Source organism: Bacillus sp. 37MA, assembly GCF_000372765.1.
GTDB classification, from domain to species: Bacteria; Bacillota; Bacilli; order Bacillales; family Domibacillaceae; genus Domibacillus; species Domibacillus aminovorans.
This window is the reverse complement of sequence record NZ_KB889752.1, coordinates 1,651,729-1,671,981: the sequence shown is the minus strand read 5'-3', so window position 1 is coordinate 1,671,981 and position 20,253 is coordinate 1,651,729. Positions and strand designations below refer to the sequence as shown.

18 protein-coding genes, 1 pseudogene and 1 riboswitch are annotated in these 20,253 nt (G+C 39.2%); of the genes and pseudogenes, 10 read left to right on the top strand and 9 right to left on the bottom strand.

All coding sequences use genetic code 11. The annotated features are described in order from the left end of the window. Positions 1-64: 64 nt before the first annotated feature. The 4 genes from A3M5_RS0109420 to A3M5_RS0109405 all read left to right on the top strand — a co-directional run bounded on the left by A3M5_RS0109420 (position 65) and on the right by A3M5_RS0109405 (position 3,962). Positions 65-1,477, top strand: coding sequence for a LysM peptidoglycan-binding domain-containing protein (locus A3M5_RS0109420; RefSeq protein ID WP_018393515.1), 1,413 nt, complete (start codon positions 65-67; stop codon positions 1,475-1,477). Positions 1,478-1,577: 100 nt separating this feature from the next. Continuing rightward, the gene (locus A3M5_RS0109415; RefSeq protein ID WP_018393514.1) at positions 1,578-1,850 is read left to right on the top strand and encodes a DUF1292 domain-containing protein; all 273 of its coding nucleotides are present in this window, start codon (positions 1,578-1,580) and stop codon (positions 1,848-1,850) included. 124 nt (positions 1,851-1,974) lie between these two features. After that, positions 1,975-3,165: a M14 family metallopeptidase gene (locus tag A3M5_RS0109410; protein ID WP_018393513.1), complete on the top strand. Its 1,191-nt coding sequence runs from the start codon at positions 1,975-1,977 to the stop codon at positions 3,163-3,165. A gap of 170 nt (positions 3,166-3,335) precedes the next feature. Next, a complete protein-coding gene (locus tag A3M5_RS0109405; protein WP_018393512.1) occupies positions 3,336-3,962 on the top strand; it encodes a LysE family transporter in 627 nt (208 codons plus the stop codon). Between the two features lie 310 nt (positions 3,963-4,272). Here A3M5_RS0109405 and galU read toward each other — a convergent pair whose 3' ends face one another. The 3 genes from galU to A3M5_RS0109390 all read right to left on the bottom strand — a co-directional run bounded on the left by galU (position 4,273) and on the right by A3M5_RS0109390 (position 7,706). Further along, on the bottom strand, positions 4,273-5,163 hold the full coding sequence (gene galU / locus A3M5_RS0109400) for a UTP--glucose-1-phosphate uridylyltransferase GalU (protein ID WP_018393511.1): 891 nt from the start codon (positions 5,161-5,163) through the stop codon (positions 4,273-4,275). 77 nt (positions 5,164-5,240) lie between these two features. Beyond that, a complete protein-coding gene (locus A3M5_RS22775; RefSeq protein ID WP_018393510.1) occupies positions 5,241-7,190 on the bottom strand; it encodes a glycosyltransferase family 2 protein in 1,950 nt (649 codons plus the stop codon). Between the two features lie 17 nt (positions 7,191-7,207). Continuing rightward, a riboswitch (cyclic di-GMP riboswitch) is annotated at positions 7,208-7,292 on the bottom strand. 138 nt (positions 7,293-7,430) lie between these two features. Continuing rightward, complete coding sequence (locus tag A3M5_RS0109390; RefSeq protein WP_018393509.1) at positions 7,431-7,706, bottom strand: YqhV family protein; 276 nt, start codon at positions 7,704-7,706, stop codon at positions 7,431-7,433. A 166-nt stretch (positions 7,707-7,872) separates the two neighbouring features. Between A3M5_RS0109390 and A3M5_RS26835 the strand changes: the two genes are divergently transcribed. Then, the gene (locus A3M5_RS26835; RefSeq protein WP_502685418.1) at positions 7,873-7,971 is read left to right on the top strand and encodes a DUF2238 domain-containing protein; all 99 of its coding nucleotides are present in this window, start codon (positions 7,873-7,875) and stop codon (positions 7,969-7,971) included. A 183-nt stretch (positions 7,972-8,154) separates the two neighbouring features. After that, positions 8,155-8,985, top strand: a complete 831-nt coding sequence (locus A3M5_RS0109380; RefSeq protein WP_018393507.1) for a hypothetical protein — start codon at positions 8,155-8,157, stop codon at positions 8,983-8,985. A 62-nt stretch (positions 8,986-9,047) separates the two neighbouring features. Here A3M5_RS0109380 and A3M5_RS0109375 read toward each other — a convergent pair whose 3' ends face one another. The 3 genes from A3M5_RS0109375 to A3M5_RS0109365 all read right to left on the bottom strand — a co-directional run bounded on the left by A3M5_RS0109375 (position 9,048) and on the right by A3M5_RS0109365 (position 11,558). Then, positions 9,048-9,983, bottom strand: coding sequence for an NAD(P)/FAD-dependent oxidoreductase (locus tag A3M5_RS0109375; protein WP_018393506.1), 936 nt, complete (start codon positions 9,981-9,983; stop codon positions 9,048-9,050). 2 nt (positions 9,984-9,985) lie between these two features. Beyond that, on the bottom strand, positions 9,986-11,170 hold the full coding sequence (locus A3M5_RS0109370; protein WP_018393505.1) for a DHH family phosphoesterase: 1,185 nt from the start codon (positions 11,168-11,170) through the stop codon (positions 9,986-9,988). A 103-nt stretch (positions 11,171-11,273) separates the two neighbouring features. Continuing rightward, the gene (locus A3M5_RS0109365) at positions 11,274-11,558 is read right to left on the bottom strand and encodes a hypothetical protein (RefSeq protein WP_018393504.1); all 285 of its coding nucleotides are present in this window, start codon (positions 11,556-11,558) and stop codon (positions 11,274-11,276) included. 392 nt (positions 11,559-11,950) lie between these two features. Between A3M5_RS0109365 and A3M5_RS0109360 the strand changes: the two genes are divergently transcribed. The 3 genes from A3M5_RS0109360 to uvsE all read left to right on the top strand — a co-directional run bounded on the left by A3M5_RS0109360 (position 11,951) and on the right by uvsE (position 16,451). Beyond that, positions 11,951-12,700 carry an alpha/beta fold hydrolase gene (locus tag A3M5_RS0109360; RefSeq protein WP_018393503.1) on the top strand — a complete coding sequence of 250 codons (750 nt, stop codon included), beginning with the start codon at positions 11,951-11,953 and terminating at the stop codon, positions 12,698-12,700. A 156-nt stretch (positions 12,701-12,856) separates the two neighbouring features. Next, complete coding sequence (locus A3M5_RS0109355; RefSeq protein ID WP_018393502.1) at positions 12,857-15,394, top strand: bifunctional diguanylate cyclase/phosphodiesterase; 2,538 nt, start codon at positions 12,857-12,859, stop codon at positions 15,392-15,394. An 82-nt stretch (positions 15,395-15,476) separates the two neighbouring features. Next, positions 15,477-16,451 carry a UV DNA damage repair endonuclease UvsE gene (gene uvsE / locus A3M5_RS0109350; RefSeq protein WP_018393501.1) on the top strand — a complete coding sequence of 325 codons (975 nt, stop codon included), beginning with the start codon at positions 15,477-15,479 and terminating at the stop codon, positions 16,449-16,451. A 139-nt stretch (positions 16,452-16,590) separates the two neighbouring features. Here the strand turns inward: uvsE and A3M5_RS26150 are convergent. Continuing rightward, positions 16,591-17,069, bottom strand: a pseudogene (locus A3M5_RS26150) (MBL fold metallo-hydrolase); the annotation flags it as partial. Between the two features lie 98 nt (positions 17,070-17,167). Here A3M5_RS26150 and A3M5_RS0109335 point away from each other — a divergent pair. Then, on the top strand, positions 17,168-18,043 hold the full coding sequence (locus A3M5_RS0109335) for an SDR family oxidoreductase (RefSeq protein WP_026221652.1): 876 nt from the start codon (positions 17,168-17,170) through the stop codon (positions 18,041-18,043). An 83-nt stretch (positions 18,044-18,126) separates the two neighbouring features. On the opposite strand, the gene A3M5_RS0109330 is transcribed toward A3M5_RS0109335, so the two are convergent. Both A3M5_RS0109330 and A3M5_RS0109325 read right to left on the bottom strand, forming a co-directional pair. Further along, the gene (locus A3M5_RS0109330) at positions 18,127-18,654 is read right to left on the bottom strand and encodes a GNAT family N-acetyltransferase (RefSeq protein WP_018393497.1); all 528 of its coding nucleotides are present in this window, start codon (positions 18,652-18,654) and stop codon (positions 18,127-18,129) included. 125 nt (positions 18,655-18,779) lie between these two features. Next, on the bottom strand, positions 18,780-20,156 hold the full coding sequence (locus A3M5_RS0109325; RefSeq protein WP_018393496.1) for an MATE family efflux transporter: 1,377 nt from the start codon (positions 20,154-20,156) through the stop codon (positions 18,780-18,782). Positions 20,157-20,253: the final 97 nt, after the last annotated feature.

Here is a 20,253-nt window from a genome sequence, read left to right as displayed (position 1 = left end):
TCATATAAAGGTTTTTTTATTAATAAACTGAATGGAAAACAGGAAGGAAAGCGGGGGTCTAAATGTGAAAATTCATGTAGTGAAGAGAGGGGATTCGTTATGGGGCATATCCCGCCAATATGGGATCAGCACCACCGAGATTGTCAGTGTGAACAGTCTGGAAAATCCTGAAACGCTAGTCATTGGCCAGGCACTACTCATTCCAGAACCGTATCTTCGCTATACCGTGCAGATAGGGGATACGCTTGCAAACATTGCGGCTTATTATGGAACAACGGTGCAGGAAATCATGCAAACGAATAAGATGACAAATCCAACTAGCCTTTACCCTGGTCAAACCATTGTGATACCGGTGATCTATCATACCGTAAGAGCAGGAGACACCTATTACAAGATCGCAGCTAAATATGGAACGACGCCTGAAGCGATTGTACAGGCGAATCAACTAACAACTTCTTCTCGCCTTTATATAGGACAAAGGTTGAGGATTCCGACTGTACCAAAGCCTATCATTGATGTGAATGCGTTCACGTACACATTCGGGCAAACCGGTGCGCAGCAAGTACGTGAAGTGGCTTATGATCTGACTTATATAACTCCATTTGGATATCGAATGAAGGAAGATGGCAGCTTAGAAGGCATTGATGATGGTCCGACGATACAGGCAGCTCAGTCAACGGGTGTCGTTCCTATCATGGCCATTACCAATTTTTCGAGTACAGAAGCAGGAACCGACCTTGCACACACTATTCTTTCGAGCCCCGATTTAGTGGAAAAAGTATTGACCAATAGTATAAAAGTGATGAAGGATAAAGGATATAAAGGACTGAATATTGATTTCGAGAATGTGGCACCTGCAGACCGTGAATTCTATAATCGTTTTCTCGAGCGGGCAGTGGACCGTTTGCATCCTGAAGGCTACTTTGTCTCCTCCTCTCTTGCACCAAAAACGAGTGCCAATCAAAAGGGATTATTAGTTGAAGCACACGATTATCCTGCACACGGGCGGATACTTGATTTTACTGTGCTCATGACCTATGAATGGGGGTATAGGAAGGGACCGCCGCAAGCGATTTCCCCGATTGATCAAATAAAACGTGTCCTTGACTACGCTGTGACCGCTATCCCAAGAGATAAAATTTTATTAGGGTTTCAAATTTATGCACGCGACTGGCTTGTTCCGCATAAAGAAGGGCAGGAAGCAGAGACATTTGACATGCAGGAAGCGATTAGACGTGCTGTCAAATATAAGGCTGAAATAAAATATGATGAGGTTACTCAGTCTCCACATTACACTTATACAGATGATCAGGGACGCTCCCATGAAGTCTGGTTTGAAGATGCTCGCAGTGCCAAAGCTAAATTTGATTTAGTGAAAACGTACAAGCTTAGAGGTCTCAGTTATTGGGTACTTGGGTATCCTTTTCCTCAAAATTGGGCTCTTCTTGGTGACACCTTTATTGTCCGAAAAAGGTAACGACCCCCCATAAAAAGTTTGTTTTTCTTTTAAAAAATAAGGCAGCGGGTATAATGTTTAAAGAATCTAATTTAAAAAGGATATAGGAGGGGAAAGCAATATGGAAAAAGTTGAAATAGGCGATATTTTTACGTTAATTGATGAGAACGATCAAGAGCAGGAAATCGAAGTGCTTGGAACGATGAATTTAGAGGGGATAGAATACGCGGCTGTCGGATTTGTGGAAGAAATTCAAGAAGAATCGGAAGAAGATATCGATGTCTTCTTTTTAAGAGTGGAAGAGGATGAGCAATTATCTATTATTGAGAGTGATGAGGAATTTGATCAAGTATCTGCTGCGTTTGAAGAAGCAGGAGAAGCAGGAGAAGAATAAAGAGACGATTGGAAATGAGGCTGTCCTAGTCAGTGAATAACTGACTAGGACAGCCTTGTTTTTATTGATAAAAGAGAAAAAGCGTACATACACTTTAGGAAGAGCGGCGATAAGGAGGAAACGTATGGATATTGTTGTGAGAGCGGGCGATTCATTATGGTCTTACAGCCAGTTATTTACTATTCGTCTTCAGCTTATTAAGGATTCGAACAGGGAACTTCAATCGGATCGACTATCAGTCGGACAAAGGATTCGGATTCCAGGTTTTGTTCTGCAAAATTATCGAATAAAGAGTGGAGATTCCCTGTGGCGTATTTCAGAGCACTATAAGATCCCGATTGATGCTATTATGCTGGCAAATCCTGGACTCATTCCTACTCAATTGCAGATCGGGCAAACGATTCATGTACCGCTTCGGGTTACGTGGCGGATTGTACAGGGAAAACAACCGTACGATTATAGTCAAATGATGACGGATCTGAGGCAATTACGAACCGTATATCCGTTTTTACGTGTGCCTTCGATCGGCCGTTCTGTGCTTGGGAAGGAAATACCTGAAGTGACGATTGGAAATGGGATGAAACGGGTTCATTATAATGGTTCATTTCATGCCAATGAATGGATCACAACACCGGTCATCATGACGTTTTTAAATGATTATGTTTTATCACTGATCAATCTACAGCCGATCCGGGGGCTGTCAACCTATCGTTTATATAAAGAAAATTTTTTATCTATTGTGCCGATGGTGAATCCGGATGGTGTAAACCTTGTGTTAAATGGACCGCCTGCGGATGAGCCATGGAAAAGTAAAGTGATCGAATTAAATAAAGGCAGCGAGGACTTTTCGGGATGGAAAGCTAATATTCGCGGTGTAGATTTAAATGATCAGTTTCCAGCGAAGTGGGAAGAAGAAAGAGCGGATAATCCGAAAGAGCCGGGACCGAGGGATTATGGAGGGGAACGGCCATTATCCGAACCAGAAGCGATCCAGATGGCAGAACTGACACGAAGACGGGATTTTTCCAGAGTGCTCGCTTTTCATACGCAAGGAAAAGTTATTTACTGGGGGTTTGAGAACTTGGAGCCGCCGGAGTCGGAAATCCTCGCCAAAGAATTTGGCCGGGCCAGCGGCTATGAGCCTGTTCAAACGATAGAAAGCTATGCCGGATATAAAGATTGGTTTATCCAGGATTGGCGGAGGCCTGGCTTTACGATTGAGCTTGGCAGTGGAACGAATCCGCTCCCAATCACACAATTTGATGAAATTTATCAAGAAGCGCTCGGTATTTTTTTGGCAGGATTGTATATGTAAGACGTTGACCCGATTCAGTTTTATAAAACGGATGCGATTCTTCCATAAGAAGATCGCTTTTTTTATCAGGTATATGTGACGTCAATTATAGAATTTTTCCATTCAGTAGTCGTACAAGCTATTCCCTCTGAATAAGATGCAAAGACATCATTTTAACGGAGGACTGTTTCATGAATTCAATATTCACCTATATTTTTTTAGGCGTATCTTTAGCTGCACCAATAGGTCCCGTTAATGCTGCGCAATTAGATACGGGAATTAAAAATGGATTTTTTCATGCTTGGATTTTTGGTCTTGGTGCTTTAGCAGCCGAGGTCCTGTATATGATCATGGTTTATGTTGGGGTTGTCCAATTTATTGAATCTCCTTTTATGAAAACACTTCTCTGGTCGTTTGGATGTTTCGTTCTTACGTACACCGGAGTGGAAAGTTTGCTAACGGCCAACAAAATTGAAGTGAATGTAAGAAAGGGAAAGACGATCCCTCTAAGAAGATCGTTATTGTCTGGGTTTTTCATGTCGCTGTTGAATCCATTAACGCTCCTTTTTTGGTTAGGCATATATGGTTCCATTTTGGCAGAAACAACCGAATTATTTACAGGAAGTCAAATCTTTATTTATAGTATCGCTATTATTATTGGGAATCTCTCCTGGGATGTAATGATGGCAACAGTATCCAGTGTCGCACGAAGGTTTTTATCCATGAGGCTATTAAAAATCATTTCCATTCTTTCTTCCTTATCGATGATTGGATTCGGGGTCTACTTTGGCATACAGGCTTATCAGGCGCTATTTTGATCCGCTTAAGCAGGGCTTTCATTCGTCAATAAAATGAAAAACCAATTAAAAAGCAGCATTAGCTCTACAACGGTTGTAATATATTCGTACACTTTTTCAGGCAATTGTAAAGAGGTAACAAAGGAAAGAATAAGCACGACGTAATCCGAGCATCACTTTTCCAGGATGTGGATTTATGTAATTGAAAAAGAAAAGAATACTTGCATAATCAAAAGGACCAAACAGCTATTTTAGCTGAATGGTCCTTTTCCTAACAAACGATCAGTCTCTTGAATCAATGGTTTCGATAGGGACGTTTGTTTATCCCACATTACGGTAATACTTTTTTTGCGCTTTCTCTTTTGACTACATGTTCTAAATACGTTAACAGCTGTTCTCTCATATCACTTCTTTGCAGCCCCATTTCCGTGTTTGCTTTTAAGTAACCGAGCTTATCTCCAATATCATAGCGGCTTCCTGCTACTTGCAGGGCATAGATGATTTCGTCACTACACAATTCCCGTAAGGCATCTGTTAATTGAATTTCATTCCCGGCTCCTTTTCGTCCTTTTTGTAAAAGGGGAAAGATCGAAGGCTGTAAAATATATCTTCCCATAATCGCAATGCGTGATGGAGCCTCTAACAAGGAAGGCTTTTCGATTAAATTATGAACCTCACATACATCTCCAATTTGTTCCCCAGGAGCAATAATTCCATATTTACTCACTTCAGACGGTTCAACCGTTTGGACCCCTATCACATTGGCATGATATTCGTCGTAAACGTCTATTAACTGCTGTAAGGCAGGTTTTTTAGACACCATAATATCATCGCCTAAAAGAACGGCAAAAGGTTCCTTCCCAATAAATTGTTGAGCGCATAAAATGGCGTGACCCAATCCTAAAGGTTCTTTTTGTCTAATATAGTGAATATTTGCTATGTTGGAAACTTCTTTTAACTCTTTCAAAAGGTCAAATTTTTCTTTTTCAATAAGCGCCTGTTCTAGTTCAATTGACTTATCGAAATGGTCTTCAATAGAGCGTTTATTCCGTCCAGTCACGATAATAATATTTTCGATTCCAGATTGAACTGCTTCTTCAACAATATATTGAATAGCCGGTTTATCAACGATCGGCAACATTTCTTTCGGCTGTGCTTTCGTTACGGGCAGGAATCTTGTACCTAACCCGGCCGCGGGAATAATCGCTTTTTTTATTTTCATGAATGCTCCTTTCAATCTATATGCCTTGTTGCCCGCTGTCTATATAAGATAGTGGGCAACAAGGCACACTAATTAAACTAATACTTGCTGATAAGTTCTTTATCAACTATTGTGTAGCCTCTTGAGTTTTCAAAAACATATTGAATGACTTTTATAAATTCATTTTTCTCCAGTTCATTGAAAACGATTTTGAAAAATAATTTGTTATCTTTTTCATATATGTCTTGAATAACGCCGCCAACTCCTGACAGCTCTGGATTGGAAAGCTCGACCAGATCGCCTAGTTTATATGAATCATTCACAAGATAATCATTTTTGTACAAAATAATTTGATTGATCGACATTTGGTAGATATTAAAGGTCGAATGACTTTTTTCAGACAAGTTGGATAACCAAACGTGAGAATTGGTGAATGTAATGTTTTCTTCACCATCCGGTTTTGGTCGTTCCATGCAGACAAGAATACTGACAAAGATACTACTAATGTTGTAGCAGCACCAAATTAAATTTACAACGATAGAGGAATAGGAATACATATTGTAATACATCTTATATAAACCGAAGATGATCGCTGAGATGGACAGAATGAATAGGATGATGTGAGGTAGAGCGAGCGTAAAGTGAAAGTATTTGGAATCGGTCTTTTTCTCTTTTGACGTAACATTAAAATCGAGCTGTCTTTTCAAGAAAAATTCAGCGAAAGCGGCTTTAGCGAGATAAGGTGCTAACGATACTTCATATATATTCGCCCAGTACATCGTTCGATGGTTTTGAGAGAGCAGCTTAAAAATCAAGAATGATGCGATAAGAGAGGGACCTGCAAATAAAAGTAAATCATAAACATTTGTTGAAACGAACGGAATGCCCGTTAGCAGAAATATAATCGGTGCGATGATAAACATAAGCTTTTGAAGACCACAAAACCAATAGAGGATGCCACTGAAATAAATAAGGCGCTGTGATACGTTTAGTCCTTTTAGTTTTGTAGGACCCCATTTTTTCATCACTTGAATATTGCCTCGTGCCCACCGTTTTCGCTGCTTCACTAAATCACCAAACGTATCGACACTCATTCCGAACACTAACGGTTCATTGACGAAGACCGTTTCATAGCCTTTTGCTTGAATGATAATGCCTGTCGCCAAATCTTCTGTTATACTTCCGGTTGGAAAACCGCCAATATCTTCGACTGTACTTCTTCGGAACACCGCATTTGTTCCAACATGCAGCACGACGTTAAAAGCAGCCCGGCCAGCTTCAACAAAACGCATAAAGAAATCTTGCTCATTCGGTATTTCTTTAAAGTATCGCAAGTTATTTTGAAAAGGATCGGAGTTATAAAATACTTGCGGCGTTTGGACAAATCCGACATTTTTCTTGGTGAAATACCCCATCGTTCTTCGTAAAAAATAACTTTTCGGAATCATATCCGCATCCAGCAGCATGACAAATTCCCCGTTTGTTTTGTTAAAAGCATTATTTAAATTGCCGGCTTTTGCATGTTCATTGGATTCACGGGTGATGTAGCCTACATCAAACTCTTCGGCAAGCAATTTAATTTCTTCTCTGTTCCCATCATCACAAATATAGATGGATAATTTCGAAGCGGGATACTTTAACGACTTACAGCCCGCAACGGTTTTTTTGAGTACATCGGCTGGCTCATTATACGTAGCGATAAATACATCAACAGTAGGGGAAGTGCGAAATAAGTCCATGCTTTTAAACTGAATTTTATACTCCTTTAAAAATGTTAAACGAAAAACGTTGGACTGAAAAAAATCAACAAATTCAGATAAAAATAAAACAACGCCAAGGATGATGGTTAAGGTACTGAACATTGGAATGGTTTCTAAACCTCGCCATAAAATGTACGCGGAGTTACAGAGGACAGCCGTGAGAATGAAAAACAGTTTAAATTTTTTCCATTTACAGGCTAATAAATACAAGAGGAATAACAACAATACGATGAGGATGGTCAAAATGACTTTCGCATTCATATTCGTTACTTGCATTGCAACTTCCATTCCGATCCCCCCGTTTATGAGGCGGCCCAGCCGTCATAGCCACTTGGCCTTAGACCTGTAACTTTGCGTCCTAACCTTTCGATTAGTTTGCCTTTATCTGAATTTTTAATCTTAAAATAATGATACTATCCCCCATTCAAGTTAAATGTATGAAAGGGCGCTCGTTCTTATTCAGATGAAATCTAAAGAAGCAATTGTATAATAAAAAGGACAGAACAGTAATATTGACTGATCCGCCGCTCATTTAGATTTTAAACTGAAAAGAATGAGTAAAATCCCGCTTATGAGACAGATGCTTTTTGTTAAAGGGATTTTTTCTGCGAGGCCCGCTATGCCTATTCCGGTCGTGACGATCAAAATAAAAGGACCGACTAAGGCAAGTAAACTGTTGATGTAAAAAGCTTTTTCTAAATCATTCAATTTAAGCATCAACATCGCAGCAGTTATCTCGATACTACCTGAAATGAGTCTCAATACAATCATGAAGAGAAGTGCTTTTTCAATAAAAAGGACCATCTTATCACCCTTAGACATCTATTTATTCATCATCTATATGCATTTAGCGGGTGAACTAGATCCATGAAAATGAATAAAGCAGCAAATGAAAACGTTCAGTGATCATAGTGAACCATTCCATTTTAGTAGGGTGAAAAGATGAGACGTACGTTCATTTTATTCGCTCATTTGCAGCATTTGGTGGGAGATTTTTGAATTCAGCATGGATCAATTAGTCGGACGGACTTCTCAAAGCGGAGGAAATACAGACACAATGACGGACTGAATGGCAGATACTGTCGACAGATTTCTTGTGGCGGCACGGGCAGGATGGTGGAAAAAGAGAGAGCAAGATCTACACTTTCTTGAATGTAGAAGTTTCAAGAAAGTATTTTTATTCGTTGAAAACGAGTAAAATGAATAGTGCTTCGATATGTTTTGATCAATGCGGGGAGATGAAAAGAACTAAATGGCTTCTTCTTTTTTTACCATTATTTTTAATACAGTTTTACAATTAGTTTCTTTAATGGGATTTATTTTCGTAATTGGATTTATGCTGGATTTTTTACAAAAACAATCGGTTACGTATTTATACCGAACGTTTAATAAGAAAGGCTATTTAGTAACGGCCTGGATCGGCACACCTATCCATGAATTCGGACATGTCATCATGTGCCTGCTATTTAGACATCGGATTAAAAAGGTGCAATGGGTTCCAACTAGAGGGGATATACATTATTTAGGTTTTGTGGAGCATAGCTACAACCCGAGAAGTCTGTATCAGAAAATAGGCAACTTTTTTATCGGGATCGGTCCTTTTATTTCAGGCGTAGTGTCCTTAATAATTCTTATGTATTGTTTCGTTCCTGAATCCTATCGCCTCTATACAGCTTATTTAGAAAATCAAGTTCAGCCAGAACAAATAAGCCTCGATATGGTGAAGAGTGTGTTACTATCTTCGGGTGTATTGTTTCAAAGCTTGTTCACCATAGGAAATATCGTGAATCCGTTATTCTGGCTATTTATTTTCTTTGCGATAAGCATATCGACACATATCGCTTTAAGCAAAGAAGATATAAAAGGGGCCGCAACGGGAATTTCTTCCGTATTCATTGTATTGCTAACGTTCAATTTACTCGGAGCTTTTTTCCATTTTGACAGCAGTAAAATGATTTCTACCCTTACAAGCTATCATGCGTATACAATGGCTTTTGCCAGTTTAGCCATTTTGTTTTCTTGTGTCACTTTATGTATTTGTTTTATACTTTACATCGTAATGCATAAAGTTAAACGGCGTTAACTGAAAAATAAAGAGCTGCGATCCGTAGCTCTTTATTTATTTGAAATTCTTATAGAGTACCTTCATAGTAATTTGTCAGCCCACTTTTCTTCGGCCAATTCACCGTTTATTTTAACGCCTATTTCATATCCCTGTTCCGCCGCCCCGATCAAGCTTGTGAATGAATTTTTAGCATCTCCGACAATAGAGAGTCCTTTAATATTTGTTTGGCCATGATCACCTGTTTCATACTCACCATTCTCATTTAAAGGAACACCAAGAAGCGCAGGAATCATGGAAGCCTGCTGCTCATTGGTCGTTACCCAAAATCCGCCTTTACGACGGACTGCATCCCCATTTTGCAAGATAATTCTTTCTAGATTTCCTTTTGTTGATTGGAATTCGATGATGGGGGATTCGATCAGCGGAATGTTATGTTGAATGAGTTCTTGTTTTTCTTCTTTCGTTATATCAGCTGTTCCATTTGTAAAAGCGATTAAATCTTCACTCCAGTTGTAAATGAGTTTTATAAAAGGCAATAGACCTTTTCCGTTTCCAAATACAGCTAAAGGCTCATCTCTTCGTTCCCAGCCGTCACAGTAAGGACAGTGAAAAACCGTTTTTCCGTATACCTCTTGGAGCCCATCAATGGCCGGTAAATGATCTTTCATACCGGTGCCGAAAACGATCTTTTTGCTTACCATTGTTTTTCCGCTTTTTGTTGTTGTGATGAAAACATTGTTTTTTTTCTCGACTTTTTCGATGAAATCTTCTGTAAATTTAACATTTTGATACTTTGTTAGCTGTTCATGCGCAATTTTTCTAAGTTCTGATGGTTTTATCCCATCTCTAGTTAGAAAACCGTGTGAAGCAGCCGTTACATAGTTTCTTGGTCTTCCATCATCAATGACTGTCACATTTTTCAAAGATCTACCTAAAACAAGGGCGGCACTTAATCCGGCCGGGCCGCCTCCTGCAATCACAACATCCAGAATGTTAATTTCTCTTTTTTTCTTCAAATTTATTCAATTCCCTTTTTTATATCGTCCATTAAGTAATTGACAAACGTATCGTCATTTACAAGCGAGACTGCATAATTTCGTTTTAAGAAATGTTCCCCTTCATCAAAACTTGTAAAGGTCTGATCCATTTTTGTTTTATTCTGTACAATTGCCCAGTCAAGATCGTTTACTGGATAAAGAAGAAAGGCCTCTTCCATCCGGTTTTTATACAGCGAACCGAACGAAGACCGTTTCAAGTTATAACGATTTCGTTTTGCATCTTCCTGCAATGGTTCAAGATGAAACGTATCTTTCACAAACTGATTATAAGCTTCATCAGTTAAAGAGCAGCCTGCTGCTTTTGCATGCCCGCCTCCACCAAAATGACCAGCCACTTCAGACACATCAATATGATCGTGGATCGTTCGAAATCCTACTCGTTTTCCACCCATATTTAAAATAGCAATATAATCAAGATGCGGATATTCTTTGCCAAGTTCATTTCCAAGCTCTGAGTGATAGGATTCCGCATAAACGATACCTGTAAAATGGCCGCCCATTTGAATTTGAACGAGTTCCCGCTTTTTCCGGCGGATATAGCGTTCGATTTTATTTTCTTCCATATCAAGCAGTTTCTTTTCAAACTCATCAAAGCGGAAATGATCGTTTGATGTAAGTCGATGGAGCATTTTTTCCTCAAATTCTTCAATCGAAAGTAAAAAGAAGAGAGCGTTGAGCCGTCTTGCTTCCTGGTTGTTATTTTTCTCCCACTCCCACGTATCATACTGTCTAACGAGTTCTACAAATTCTACTGTGACGTTTGATGGCTTTATTAGTTGATGAGTAACAAGATATTCATAAAATAAAGAAGTCGCTGAAGTTAAATGTCCTTCGGCGTCCTCCACCACTACATGCCCCCATTTATAACGGTTAAAATGCAGAGCCGTTTTATGGTGATCAAGTAGTTGTATGTTTCCTCCGCCTTGATAAAAAGCATCCAGTCTTTCTTCATTTTCTTCATTTACAGACAAATCTGTAATAATTAAGGCTGTATTTTTATCATTATTTTCCAAAAACCACTCAACTTGCGCGTTGAGACTTGAAATGGAATTGTAGCGGACTTTCATCTGATCCCCAAAAGCGAGCTTTGCTAAAATACCACATCCGACTCCATCTAAATCATTATGAGACAACAGTTTATACATGTCTTCACCTCAGAATGTAGTATGGTTTCAAAAAGTGAAAATTATTGATAAAACAAATATGTAAACAAAAAAAAGGCATCTTCAAGAATGAAGATGCCAACTGTTATAATGTAAATCTGCCTTCTAAATCATCAAACCCTTGGTCGTTATGTTTTCTTATTTCGAAAGTAAAGCCATCATGAGAAAACACACTGACTTTATAGTTTTCACCAAAATGTCCTTTTACATCGTAGATAAATCCAATGTAGCTAGCTCCTTCTCCCGGTAAAAACTCTTCCTCAATAAAATGAACTTCATTATAGAAAAATTCTCCATGTAATAATTTCTGTGTGATTTTTTCTACTGAATTTAACAACTGACGTGTCATTTTTACTGCTACTGCATTCATCTAATTTATTCATCCTATTCTTTTTTTAAATAGTTTATTCTAATCAAAGTTTCGTTTTCGATTTAAGTTGATATAATTTGATTATCATATATAAGCAGTATTTAATCAAAGCGAATGTAAGCGGAAACATTGATGGTGTAAACGGTAACATTGGCAATGAAAGCGCACAACATGAGCCATTTTCTCATCCATTCATCTTTTTTTGCATAATATCTCTCATTTTCGAAAAAAGGGAAGAGATAAGAGCACCATTTTAAGAAAAACCATGTATGTTTCTCTATTTAAAGTTGCATGAAGACAGGGCATTTTTTATCTTGACAAGATAGAATAGCTGTTATAGTCGAGAGTTAATCTGATATGATGATGTACAACGATAAAATGAAAAAAGAGGGATGATCGAAGTGAAAGAAACGATTATTTTTTTACATGGGGTTGTTGGAAATAAGAATACGTTTAAAATCGAAATGGACAAGCTAAAAGACCAATACAATTTGATTGCCTACAACTTTTATGATCCGGATACGTTAGGAAAAGATCATCCCTTTTCTTTAGAGCTATTGCTCGAACAGCTCTATACTCACTATAAAAACAATGGATTAGCAGCCGCTCATATATGTACATTAAGTTTTGGGTGTATACCTGCAATGGCTTTTGCTAAAAAATATCCGGATATGGTTACAAGTTTAACATTTGTCGGAGGATACTTTTGCAATGTCCCCTCAAAATTGCATATGAAACGTGCTCAACTATATAAAGAAAAACAAGAATTTGACTATACGACATGGTTGAAGCGATATGCGAAATCATTAAATCCAAATAAAAAACAAATACCGGAAGACTCAGAAGCTATTTTTGTTAAACATGCTCTGATGCTCCATCCTAATGTTCTTGAAAAAGCCATTCAGATACAACTTGAGTTCGATACAAGAAAAGTATTGAAAGGAATGAATTTACCCATTTTATGGGTGATGGGAGAATATGATAAATTGTATAAAGAAACGCTTTTAGAATTAAAACACTATGTTCCTCAAATTGAATATAAAGAGCTGGAAAAGGCGGGTCATGCCGCACATATCCATCAGCCAGAACAGTTTATGTCTGTATTTAAACCATTTCTTGAAAAAAACGAAATAAAAGTTTAGATGACATGTAAATTATTATATTGAAAAAGAACTACATGCCGCTCATATATGTACGTTATAATGACAAATACGGAAAAAGGAATAATGATAAAATAGTTCATTAAAATGTGCGTAAAATCATCCATTTTTTAATAGCAGCAGGGGGGGAATGTGAGAATGTCAATAAAGAAAAAACTACCATTGATTTTTACAATATTGGTCTTATGTATTTTAATTGCGAATAGTACAATCCACTATATACGATCTAAAAACGCGCTACTTGAATACAATGAAAGAGAAATAGCGTTGGTTACTCAGGAAGTTTCTTATCAAGTAGAGAACGCAAAAGAGGGGTCATTATATGTAGAAAATATTATTGGAAGAGAGTTAAGAACGGCCGCTCTCGCCATAAAAAAGTCGTTGCCACCGAATCATGAAGATGTAACAAATGAACAGTTGAGAACGCTTGCGGATGAGCTAATGGTATCACATATCACATTATTGGCTCAAACCGAGGACGACATTGTCGGTGTAAAATCTTCTGATCCACATGAATTAAATATGTCAACGAAGGAATGGGGGTACTGGTATAAAGCCTTTCAGCAGCTCTTTGCTTTATCACCCGTCACCGCTCAAGAAGGTTTAGTGCTGCCTCATTATTGGTCTGGCCCTATTGAAGTTGCGGCAAGTAATCCTAATCATATAGATAAGTGGGGATATTATTATGATGGATCTACCAATTATATTATCGACCCTTATTTACGTGATAGCCAAGTATTAGAGTATGAGAAACAATTTGGGCCAGGAGAAGTCATGGATCGTTTCAAACGCGAACTTGATGGTGTACTGGAACTGACTGTCTTTAATCCGAAATACTTTGGTCAAGAAGAAAGAATTATTAATAAAAACGGAGAAAGCTTTATTCGGATCGCTGATCAACCCATTTGGTATGGAACGTATCAATACAATAATCAGCAAGTAGATGCAAAGTTAGTTCAAAAAGCGATACAAACAGGAGAAACGCAAACGTATATTGAGGAAATAAATAATAAAAATATCCAGAAATCACTCGTTCCGATTGGAGTAAATACGGAGGAACCATACGTCATCGGCTTAACGTACGATTACAGCTTAATAGAGGAACAGTTGAAAGATGAACTGCTAAAGCATCTGTTACTCTCTGTTCTATTTATTTTAATTGCATTCGGAACGAGTTTTATGTTTTCTCGTTCTATTACAAATCCGATTAGATATATCGTTGAACGGGTAAACGAGATCGCTGCGGGGAATTTTGGTAAAGATTTAGTCTTAAACCGTAAAGACGAACTCGGTCATCTTGCTCAAAATGTAAATGCACTGTCAAATTCTTTACAGACCTATGTCGCGGATTTAAAAAAGAGCCAGGAAGTGATTGAATTTCAAGCCTATCATGACCCGCTGACTGAGCTGCCTAACAGAAGATATTTTCAAGAAAAGCTGAACGAGATGATTGACAATGCGAAAAATACAGACGGCACGGTCGGCGTATTATTTCTTGATATAGACCGTTTTAAAGACGTGAATGATTCATTGGGACATGTGAGAGGGGATCAATTAATACAGCTTATTTCTAAGCGGATAACCGATTTTCTTCCTGAAGAAAACAGTGTTTTGACAAGGCAGGGCGGCGATGAATTTGTTATTTTATTTTGCAACGTTGACTTAGAAGAAGTGAAGAGGATGGCAGGAAACATTGTAGCGGCTATTAAACAGCCTTATTTTATAGAAGGAAATGAAGTAAATGTAGGTGCGAGCTGTGGGATGAGTTTGTATCCTGAACATACAGAAGACCCAGAGGCACTTATGATCTGTGCAGATGTCGCAATGTATGCTGCGAAGAAACAAGGCGGCAATCAAGTGATCGTTTATAATGAAGAAATAAACAAAGTGAATAAAGAGAAGTTAGTAATTGAAGCAAGTTTGAGAAAAGCGATTGAACAAGGAGACGTTGAAGTTCATTACCAGCCGAAAATAAATGCCAGTGAAAATGTCATAACAGGAGTAGAAGCATTGCTAAGGTGGACAGACAGAGAACTCGGATTTGTATCACCGGAAGTATTTATATCGGTGGCAGAAGAAACGGGGTTGATCCATTCATTGTGGGAATTAGCGATGAAGCAAGCTTGCTCCCAAGTAAGCGAGTGGAATAAAAATCGATTGCAGCCACTTCAATTAGCCGTTAACTTTTCAGCCAAACAATTTCTTGATCCTGCGAGTATAGTCAAGAGAGTAAAAGAGATCCTTTCCGACTGTCAATTAGCACCGGAACATTTTGAAATAGAAATTACAGAAAGTACGTTACTTTACAATTTAGAAGAAACGATCAAAGCATTAAAAGAGATGCAGGAATACGGCATTTCCATTGCGATTGACGATTTTGGAACAGGCTATTCGTCGTTAAGTTATTTAAAAACATTACCGATTGATTGTCTAAAGATCGATCGATCATTTATTCAAGACATTACGGAAGATTATAGCCAATCTGAAATAGCTGAAGCCATCATCAATTTGACCCGAGGTCTCAAGTTAAAGGTCATAGCAGAAGGTGTTGAGGAAGAATATCAAAAAGAATTTTTGTTGAAGAATGAATGCGATCACATGCAAGGCTATTTATTTAGTAAACCGCTCTGCAAAACGGATTTGGAACAATATCTTCGTGAGAACGATTTAAAATAAGTGCTGTCTAGCTCCTTCCTGAATGGCTTCTTATCTGTTGGATAACATAAGAAGATCATTCAACAGTGAAGGAGTGTAGAAAATGACGTTAGTCCGTCTTGGTTACGCTGCCATGAGTATGAATGTGAAGAACGGTTCTCCTTCTCAAACGATGACCTATACTCAATTTTTAAAGAATGAAGACAAAGGAGCAGCGATAAGTAAGTTGGAAAGAATAGCTGTATCCAATTTAACGAACTGCTTGCGGCTGCTGCGGCACAATGCTGCTCATGATATTGAATTTTTTCGGTTAAGCTCTAAATTAATACCGTTGGCTAATCATCCCGATCTTGCTGATTGGGACTATATGATGCCACTTGCGGAGAGTCTTGATTCCATACGATCCTTCCTGCATAGGCATCCCGGCATGCGGATCGACTTTCATCCTGACCATTTTGTCGTACTGAATACACCGAAAATCGATGTGTTTAAAACGGCTGTTAAAACACTGAATATGCATAAAGCGCTTCTTCAAGGAATGGGAATGGAACCTGAACACCGCTGCGTTCTACATGTAGGAGGTGCCTATAATGACAAGGACAAAGCGCTGGAACAGTTCATTGATAACTGGGGGACTATTCCGGTGCCGCTGCAAAATATGATCATGTTGGAGAATGATGATAAGACCTTTACATTAAGTGAAACGCTGTATCTTTGTGAAAAGATAGGGGGGATCCCTATCGTATTTGATTATCATCATCACCTTGCCAATCATGAAGAAGGAACGCAGTGGGGAGACGAGTGGCCGCGTATTGTGGCAACGTGGAAAAAGTCGAAACTCCCTTTAAAAATGCATATTTCAAGTCCGAAGTCTGAGAAAGAGTTCAGAGCCCATGCAGATTTTATTGAGGTAAAGGGATTTATGAATTTTCTCAATCAAGTGAAAGGCAGCATCCCACAAATCGACGTCATGATTGAAGCGAAACGAAAAGATGATGCTTTATTTGCATTAATGACGGATCTGAATCAGGAATCAGGAATTGAAGTTGCAGGAGGAGCAAGCTTTTATATACGATGAGAAGATTTGACTAGAAAACAAAGGCGGCATAAATGATTCATTCATTTATGCCGCCTTTTCGTTAAATACGCTTTTTATCATCAACAATGGCTCTGAGTTCTTTATTAAACAACTCATCATTGCACACAACATATTCTTTCTTTTTGTTCACGTACTTTCCGTAATCAGGAATAGCGATTCGATCAAATTCGCTGACGAGCTTCCGTAAACTGTTTGTCAGCCATTCACCGGACATTGGCGATCCATGCCCGGTGATGGCGATAGATGGTTGTAATGTTTCTAATTTTTTAACGGATTCCCATGCTTCTGGCCAATCTGTCGTGAAATATCGTGGCGGCCCATTTATTTCCTGTTTCTGTGTGATCACGTTATAGAGCGAATCTTGCTTAACTGTCACAAACGGTCCACTTGCCGGAACAAAGAGATATGTCCGGGTGTATGTCCTGGTGTGTGTACCCATTCCCAACCTGGCATTTCAGGGATGCTGCCATCAGGAGGAAAAGGCTTTAAGTATTCTCTGATATTAATGGATTCATGAGGGAACAGTGAAGACATTTTCGCTACAAGGCCGCCTTCTACGGAAGGATCGGGTTCCGGGTAATCCATTTTTCCAGTTAAATGATGGAACACGCCACCGTAAAAATGATGTTTATCTCTTTTTGTCGGGGGAATACTCTTTGTGGACAGGATTATAAAAGAATGGAGAGGGATACATGATGGCGAAAGATAAATTTGAACGAATGGATGAACAGACACCGCCGCAGACGCAAAGTCAGCAGCCTGGTATTGAATCAGAAATGACACCGGCGCCGATTTATGATGATCAGGAGTATGAAGGATCCGGTAAATTAGTCGGTAAAGTCGCGCTCATTACAGGCGGAGACAGCGGGATCGGTCGTGCGGTCGCGGTTGCCTATGCGAAAGAAGGCGCAAATGTTGCGATTGCGTACTTAAATGAAGACGGTGATGCAGAGAAAACAGTGAAGTTAATTGAGTCATACGGCGTCAAAGCATTGAAAGCGGCGACGGATATAAGTGATGTCGAGAACTGCAAAAAGCTGGTCGAGCAAGTAGTTTCCGAGTTTGGCGGATTAAATATTCTCGTGAATAATGCGGGCAAACAGTTCCCGACAAAAGATTTTTTAGCCATTACACCAGAGCAGCTGCGTGAAACATTTGAAACAAATATTTTCTCGATGTTTTATTTGACGCAGGCTGCACTAAAACATATGAAAAAGGGAGATGCGATCGTGAACACGTCCTCTGTGACAGCGTATCGCGGTTCACCTGAATTAATTGATTACTCAGCGACAAAAGGGGCGATTACATCTTTTACACGTTCCCTTGCAGCGAACCTCGCCGCTCAAGGCATTCGTGTCAACGCTGTAGCACCGGGCCCAATCTGGACGCCGCTTATTCCAGCGACATTCGATGAAAAAAAGGTGGCAGAGCACGGGGCGGATACGCCGATGGGACGCCGTGGCCAGCCGTCTGAAAATGCACCGGCGTATGTGTACTTGGCATCAAACGATTCCACATACGTCACCGGTCAAACGATGCATATTAATGGCGGCGACTTTATTACTTCATAAAAGGAAGGTGCCCGCATTACATTATATAAGATAAAAGAAAAGGAAAGATAAAAGCCGACATCGTCGGCTTTTATCTTTCCTTTTTATTCAAAAAATACACTTGGATATTCAACAACTCCGGAAACATTATCAAGAGTATGTTCACGTAGCTCCAATGCCATGAATGCTTCTTCAGGTACTTCGAAAGGTGCTTTTATTCCCCATAAAGAGGCTTTTTTGAATCCAAGTTTCGGATAATATTCCGGGTGCCCTATTACAACAACAGAATTGTATCCCAGTTCTTTTGCTTTTTTTAATGCTTCAAGCATTAAAAGCCTTCCTATTCCTTTATTTTGGTACGCTGGTAAAACAGAAAGAGGGGCAAGAGCAAGTGATTCTGCAAATTGATTATCATTAATAATTTTTATTTTAGATAAAAGAATATGACCAACAATTTCATTATGCATTGCCACTAAAGATAATTTCGGAATGAATGCGTCGGATTTTCTAATACGAGACACCAATTCATGTTCCTTTTTATCACTGTACTCCATATTAGCAAATGCACTCTTGACAACTTTTTCAGTCACTTTGGAATCTTCCGGTAGTTCTTGCTTAATGGTTATGTTCATTACTACTATCTCCTCATTCATATAGTTATATTTTTTCTAGTTACTCGTAATTTATCAAATTTGTTTCATGCTTTGTTCGTATAACAGCAATCCCACCAGCGTTATGATGACGGGATTGGTTTAAATTAAAATTCTAACTTCTCCTGTTGAAGAGTCCGTTTTTTCATCTGTTTAAACCGCAGCTTTCGCTGGTAATGAAAAATAGTCATTAAAACAATACATTCAGAAATGGGAATTGCCAGCCAGACGCCTGTTAAACCGAACAGTGGGGGCAATACATGCAGCAATGTCAGCATAATGATAATTTCACGCGCGGCCGTAATCCAGATCGCCATCCGTACGTGACCGACCGATTGATAGTATGTCATCATGACGAAATTGATGCCCATAAATAAGTACGCAATGAAAAATAATTGAATGCCGCTCGTCGCAAGTTCCGTAACAGCGGCCGGAAAATCCCCGAAAATCGAGACGATCGGTCGTGCTGCGAACTGTCCGATGAGGAAGAAAAGGAAACCGGTACCCATCGTAATCCAGACAGCAATTCGAACCGTTTCTTTCTTTCGTTCTTCGTTTCTTGCCCCATGATAATAGCTAATGAGCGGTTGAATTGCAGACCCCATGCCGAGAAACATCATCAGCATGACGCTATGAACATAATTTAAAATCGAAAAGGCAGCGACACCACTTGTTCCAGCCATTTTTTCCAAAATGATATTATGTGAAATCGTGAAAACAGACACACCGATTTCAGCGAGAAAGCTTGGAAACCCGATGGCGACCATCATGAAAAACAGGCGCTTTTTAAATGAAAACCGGACAAGTTTTAAATTGCTTTTTGGACTGAAAAAATGTGTCGATAACACAAGAATAGCTGTAGCACCTGCAAGGACAGTCGCTGTTGCCGCACCAGCAACACCGTAATCAAGCACATATAAAAACAAATAATTAAGCGCAATGTTCGCAACGGCTGCAATAACGAGAGCGGCCATTGATACGTTCGGTGCGCCGTCATTCCGGATAAACACGCTAAACACGCTTTCAATTGTAAAGACGAATCCAAACAAAAGAAGCACCGTCATATAGTCAGAAACATAAGGATACGTTTGTGTGTTGGCACCGAGTGCGTAGGCGAGCGGCTCACGGAAAAAATAGGCAGCGATGCCGATGAAAAGGGTCACACCAAAAATAAAGACGAGTGACTGGGTGAAAATAGCTCGTGCCTGTTCTGTTTTTTTCGCACCCATCGCAATCGAATATCGCGTAGCTGCACCGACACCAATCCCGAGTGAGATGGCAATGAAAATCGTGTAAACGGGTCCAGCAATTCCAACACCAGCAAGCGCTTCAGCTCCTAACCGGTTGCCAACCATAATACCATCGACGACGACATTGACAGCCATTAAGAGCATACCGACCATAGAAGGGATTAAATAACGAATAAACATACGGCTAACTGGCTGGTTGTCTAACATTTCGAGCGTGCTTTGATGGGCACTCATTTTTTCTCTCCTTTTGAGAATAAAAAAACTGTTTTTGTTTTTTTAGTTTTTTAAAGCGAAGGAGGGCAGTCTGATTTTATATAACCAGACTGTTCCA

Coding starts and splice junctions, on each gene's coding strand:
- A3M5_RS0109335 (WP_026221652.1), top strand. CDS start 17,168: ATGGCGAAAGATAAATTTGAACGAATGGATGAACAGACACCGCCGCAG.
- A3M5_RS0109365 (WP_018393504.1), bottom strand. CDS start 11,558: ATGAATGCAGTAGCAGTAAAAATGACACGTCAGTTGTTAAATTCAGTA.
- A3M5_RS0109370 (WP_018393505.1), bottom strand. CDS start 11,170: ATGTATAAACTGTTGTCTCATAATGATTTAGATGGAGTCGGATGTGGT.
- A3M5_RS22775 (WP_018393510.1), bottom strand. CDS start 7,190: ATGGAAGTTGCAATGCAAGTAACGAATATGAATGCGAAAGTCATTTTG.
- A3M5_RS0109325 (WP_018393496.1), bottom strand. CDS start 20,156: ATGAGTGCCCATCAAAGCACGCTCGAAATGTTAGACAACCAGCCAGTT.
- A3M5_RS0109380 (WP_018393507.1), top strand. CDS start 8,155: ATGGCTTCTTCTTTTTTTACCATTATTTTTAATACAGTTTTACAATTA.
- A3M5_RS0109355 (WP_018393502.1), top strand. CDS start 12,857: ATGTCAATAAAGAAAAAACTACCATTGATTTTTACAATATTGGTCTTA.
- A3M5_RS0109330 (WP_018393497.1), bottom strand. CDS start 18,654: ATGAACATAACCATTAAGCAAGAACTACCGGAAGATTCCAAAGTGACT.
- galU (WP_018393511.1), bottom strand. CDS start 5,163: ATGAAAATAAAAAAAGCGATTATTCCCGCGGCCGGGTTAGGTACAAGA.
- A3M5_RS0109390 (WP_018393509.1), bottom strand. CDS start 7,706: ATGGTCCTTTTTATTGAAAAAGCACTTCTCTTCATGATTGTATTGAGA.
- A3M5_RS0109360 (WP_018393503.1), top strand. CDS start 11,951: ATGATCGAAGTGAAAGAAACGATTATTTTTTTACATGGGGTTGTTGGA.
- A3M5_RS0109415 (WP_018393514.1), top strand. CDS start 1,578: ATGGAAAAAGTTGAAATAGGCGATATTTTTACGTTAATTGATGAGAAC.
- A3M5_RS0109405 (WP_018393512.1), top strand. CDS start 3,336: ATGAATTCAATATTCACCTATATTTTTTTAGGCGTATCTTTAGCTGCA.
- uvsE (WP_018393501.1), top strand. CDS start 15,477: ATGACGTTAGTCCGTCTTGGTTACGCTGCCATGAGTATGAATGTGAAG.
- A3M5_RS0109410 (WP_018393513.1), top strand. CDS start 1,975: ATGGATATTGTTGTGAGAGCGGGCGATTCATTATGGTCTTACAGCCAG.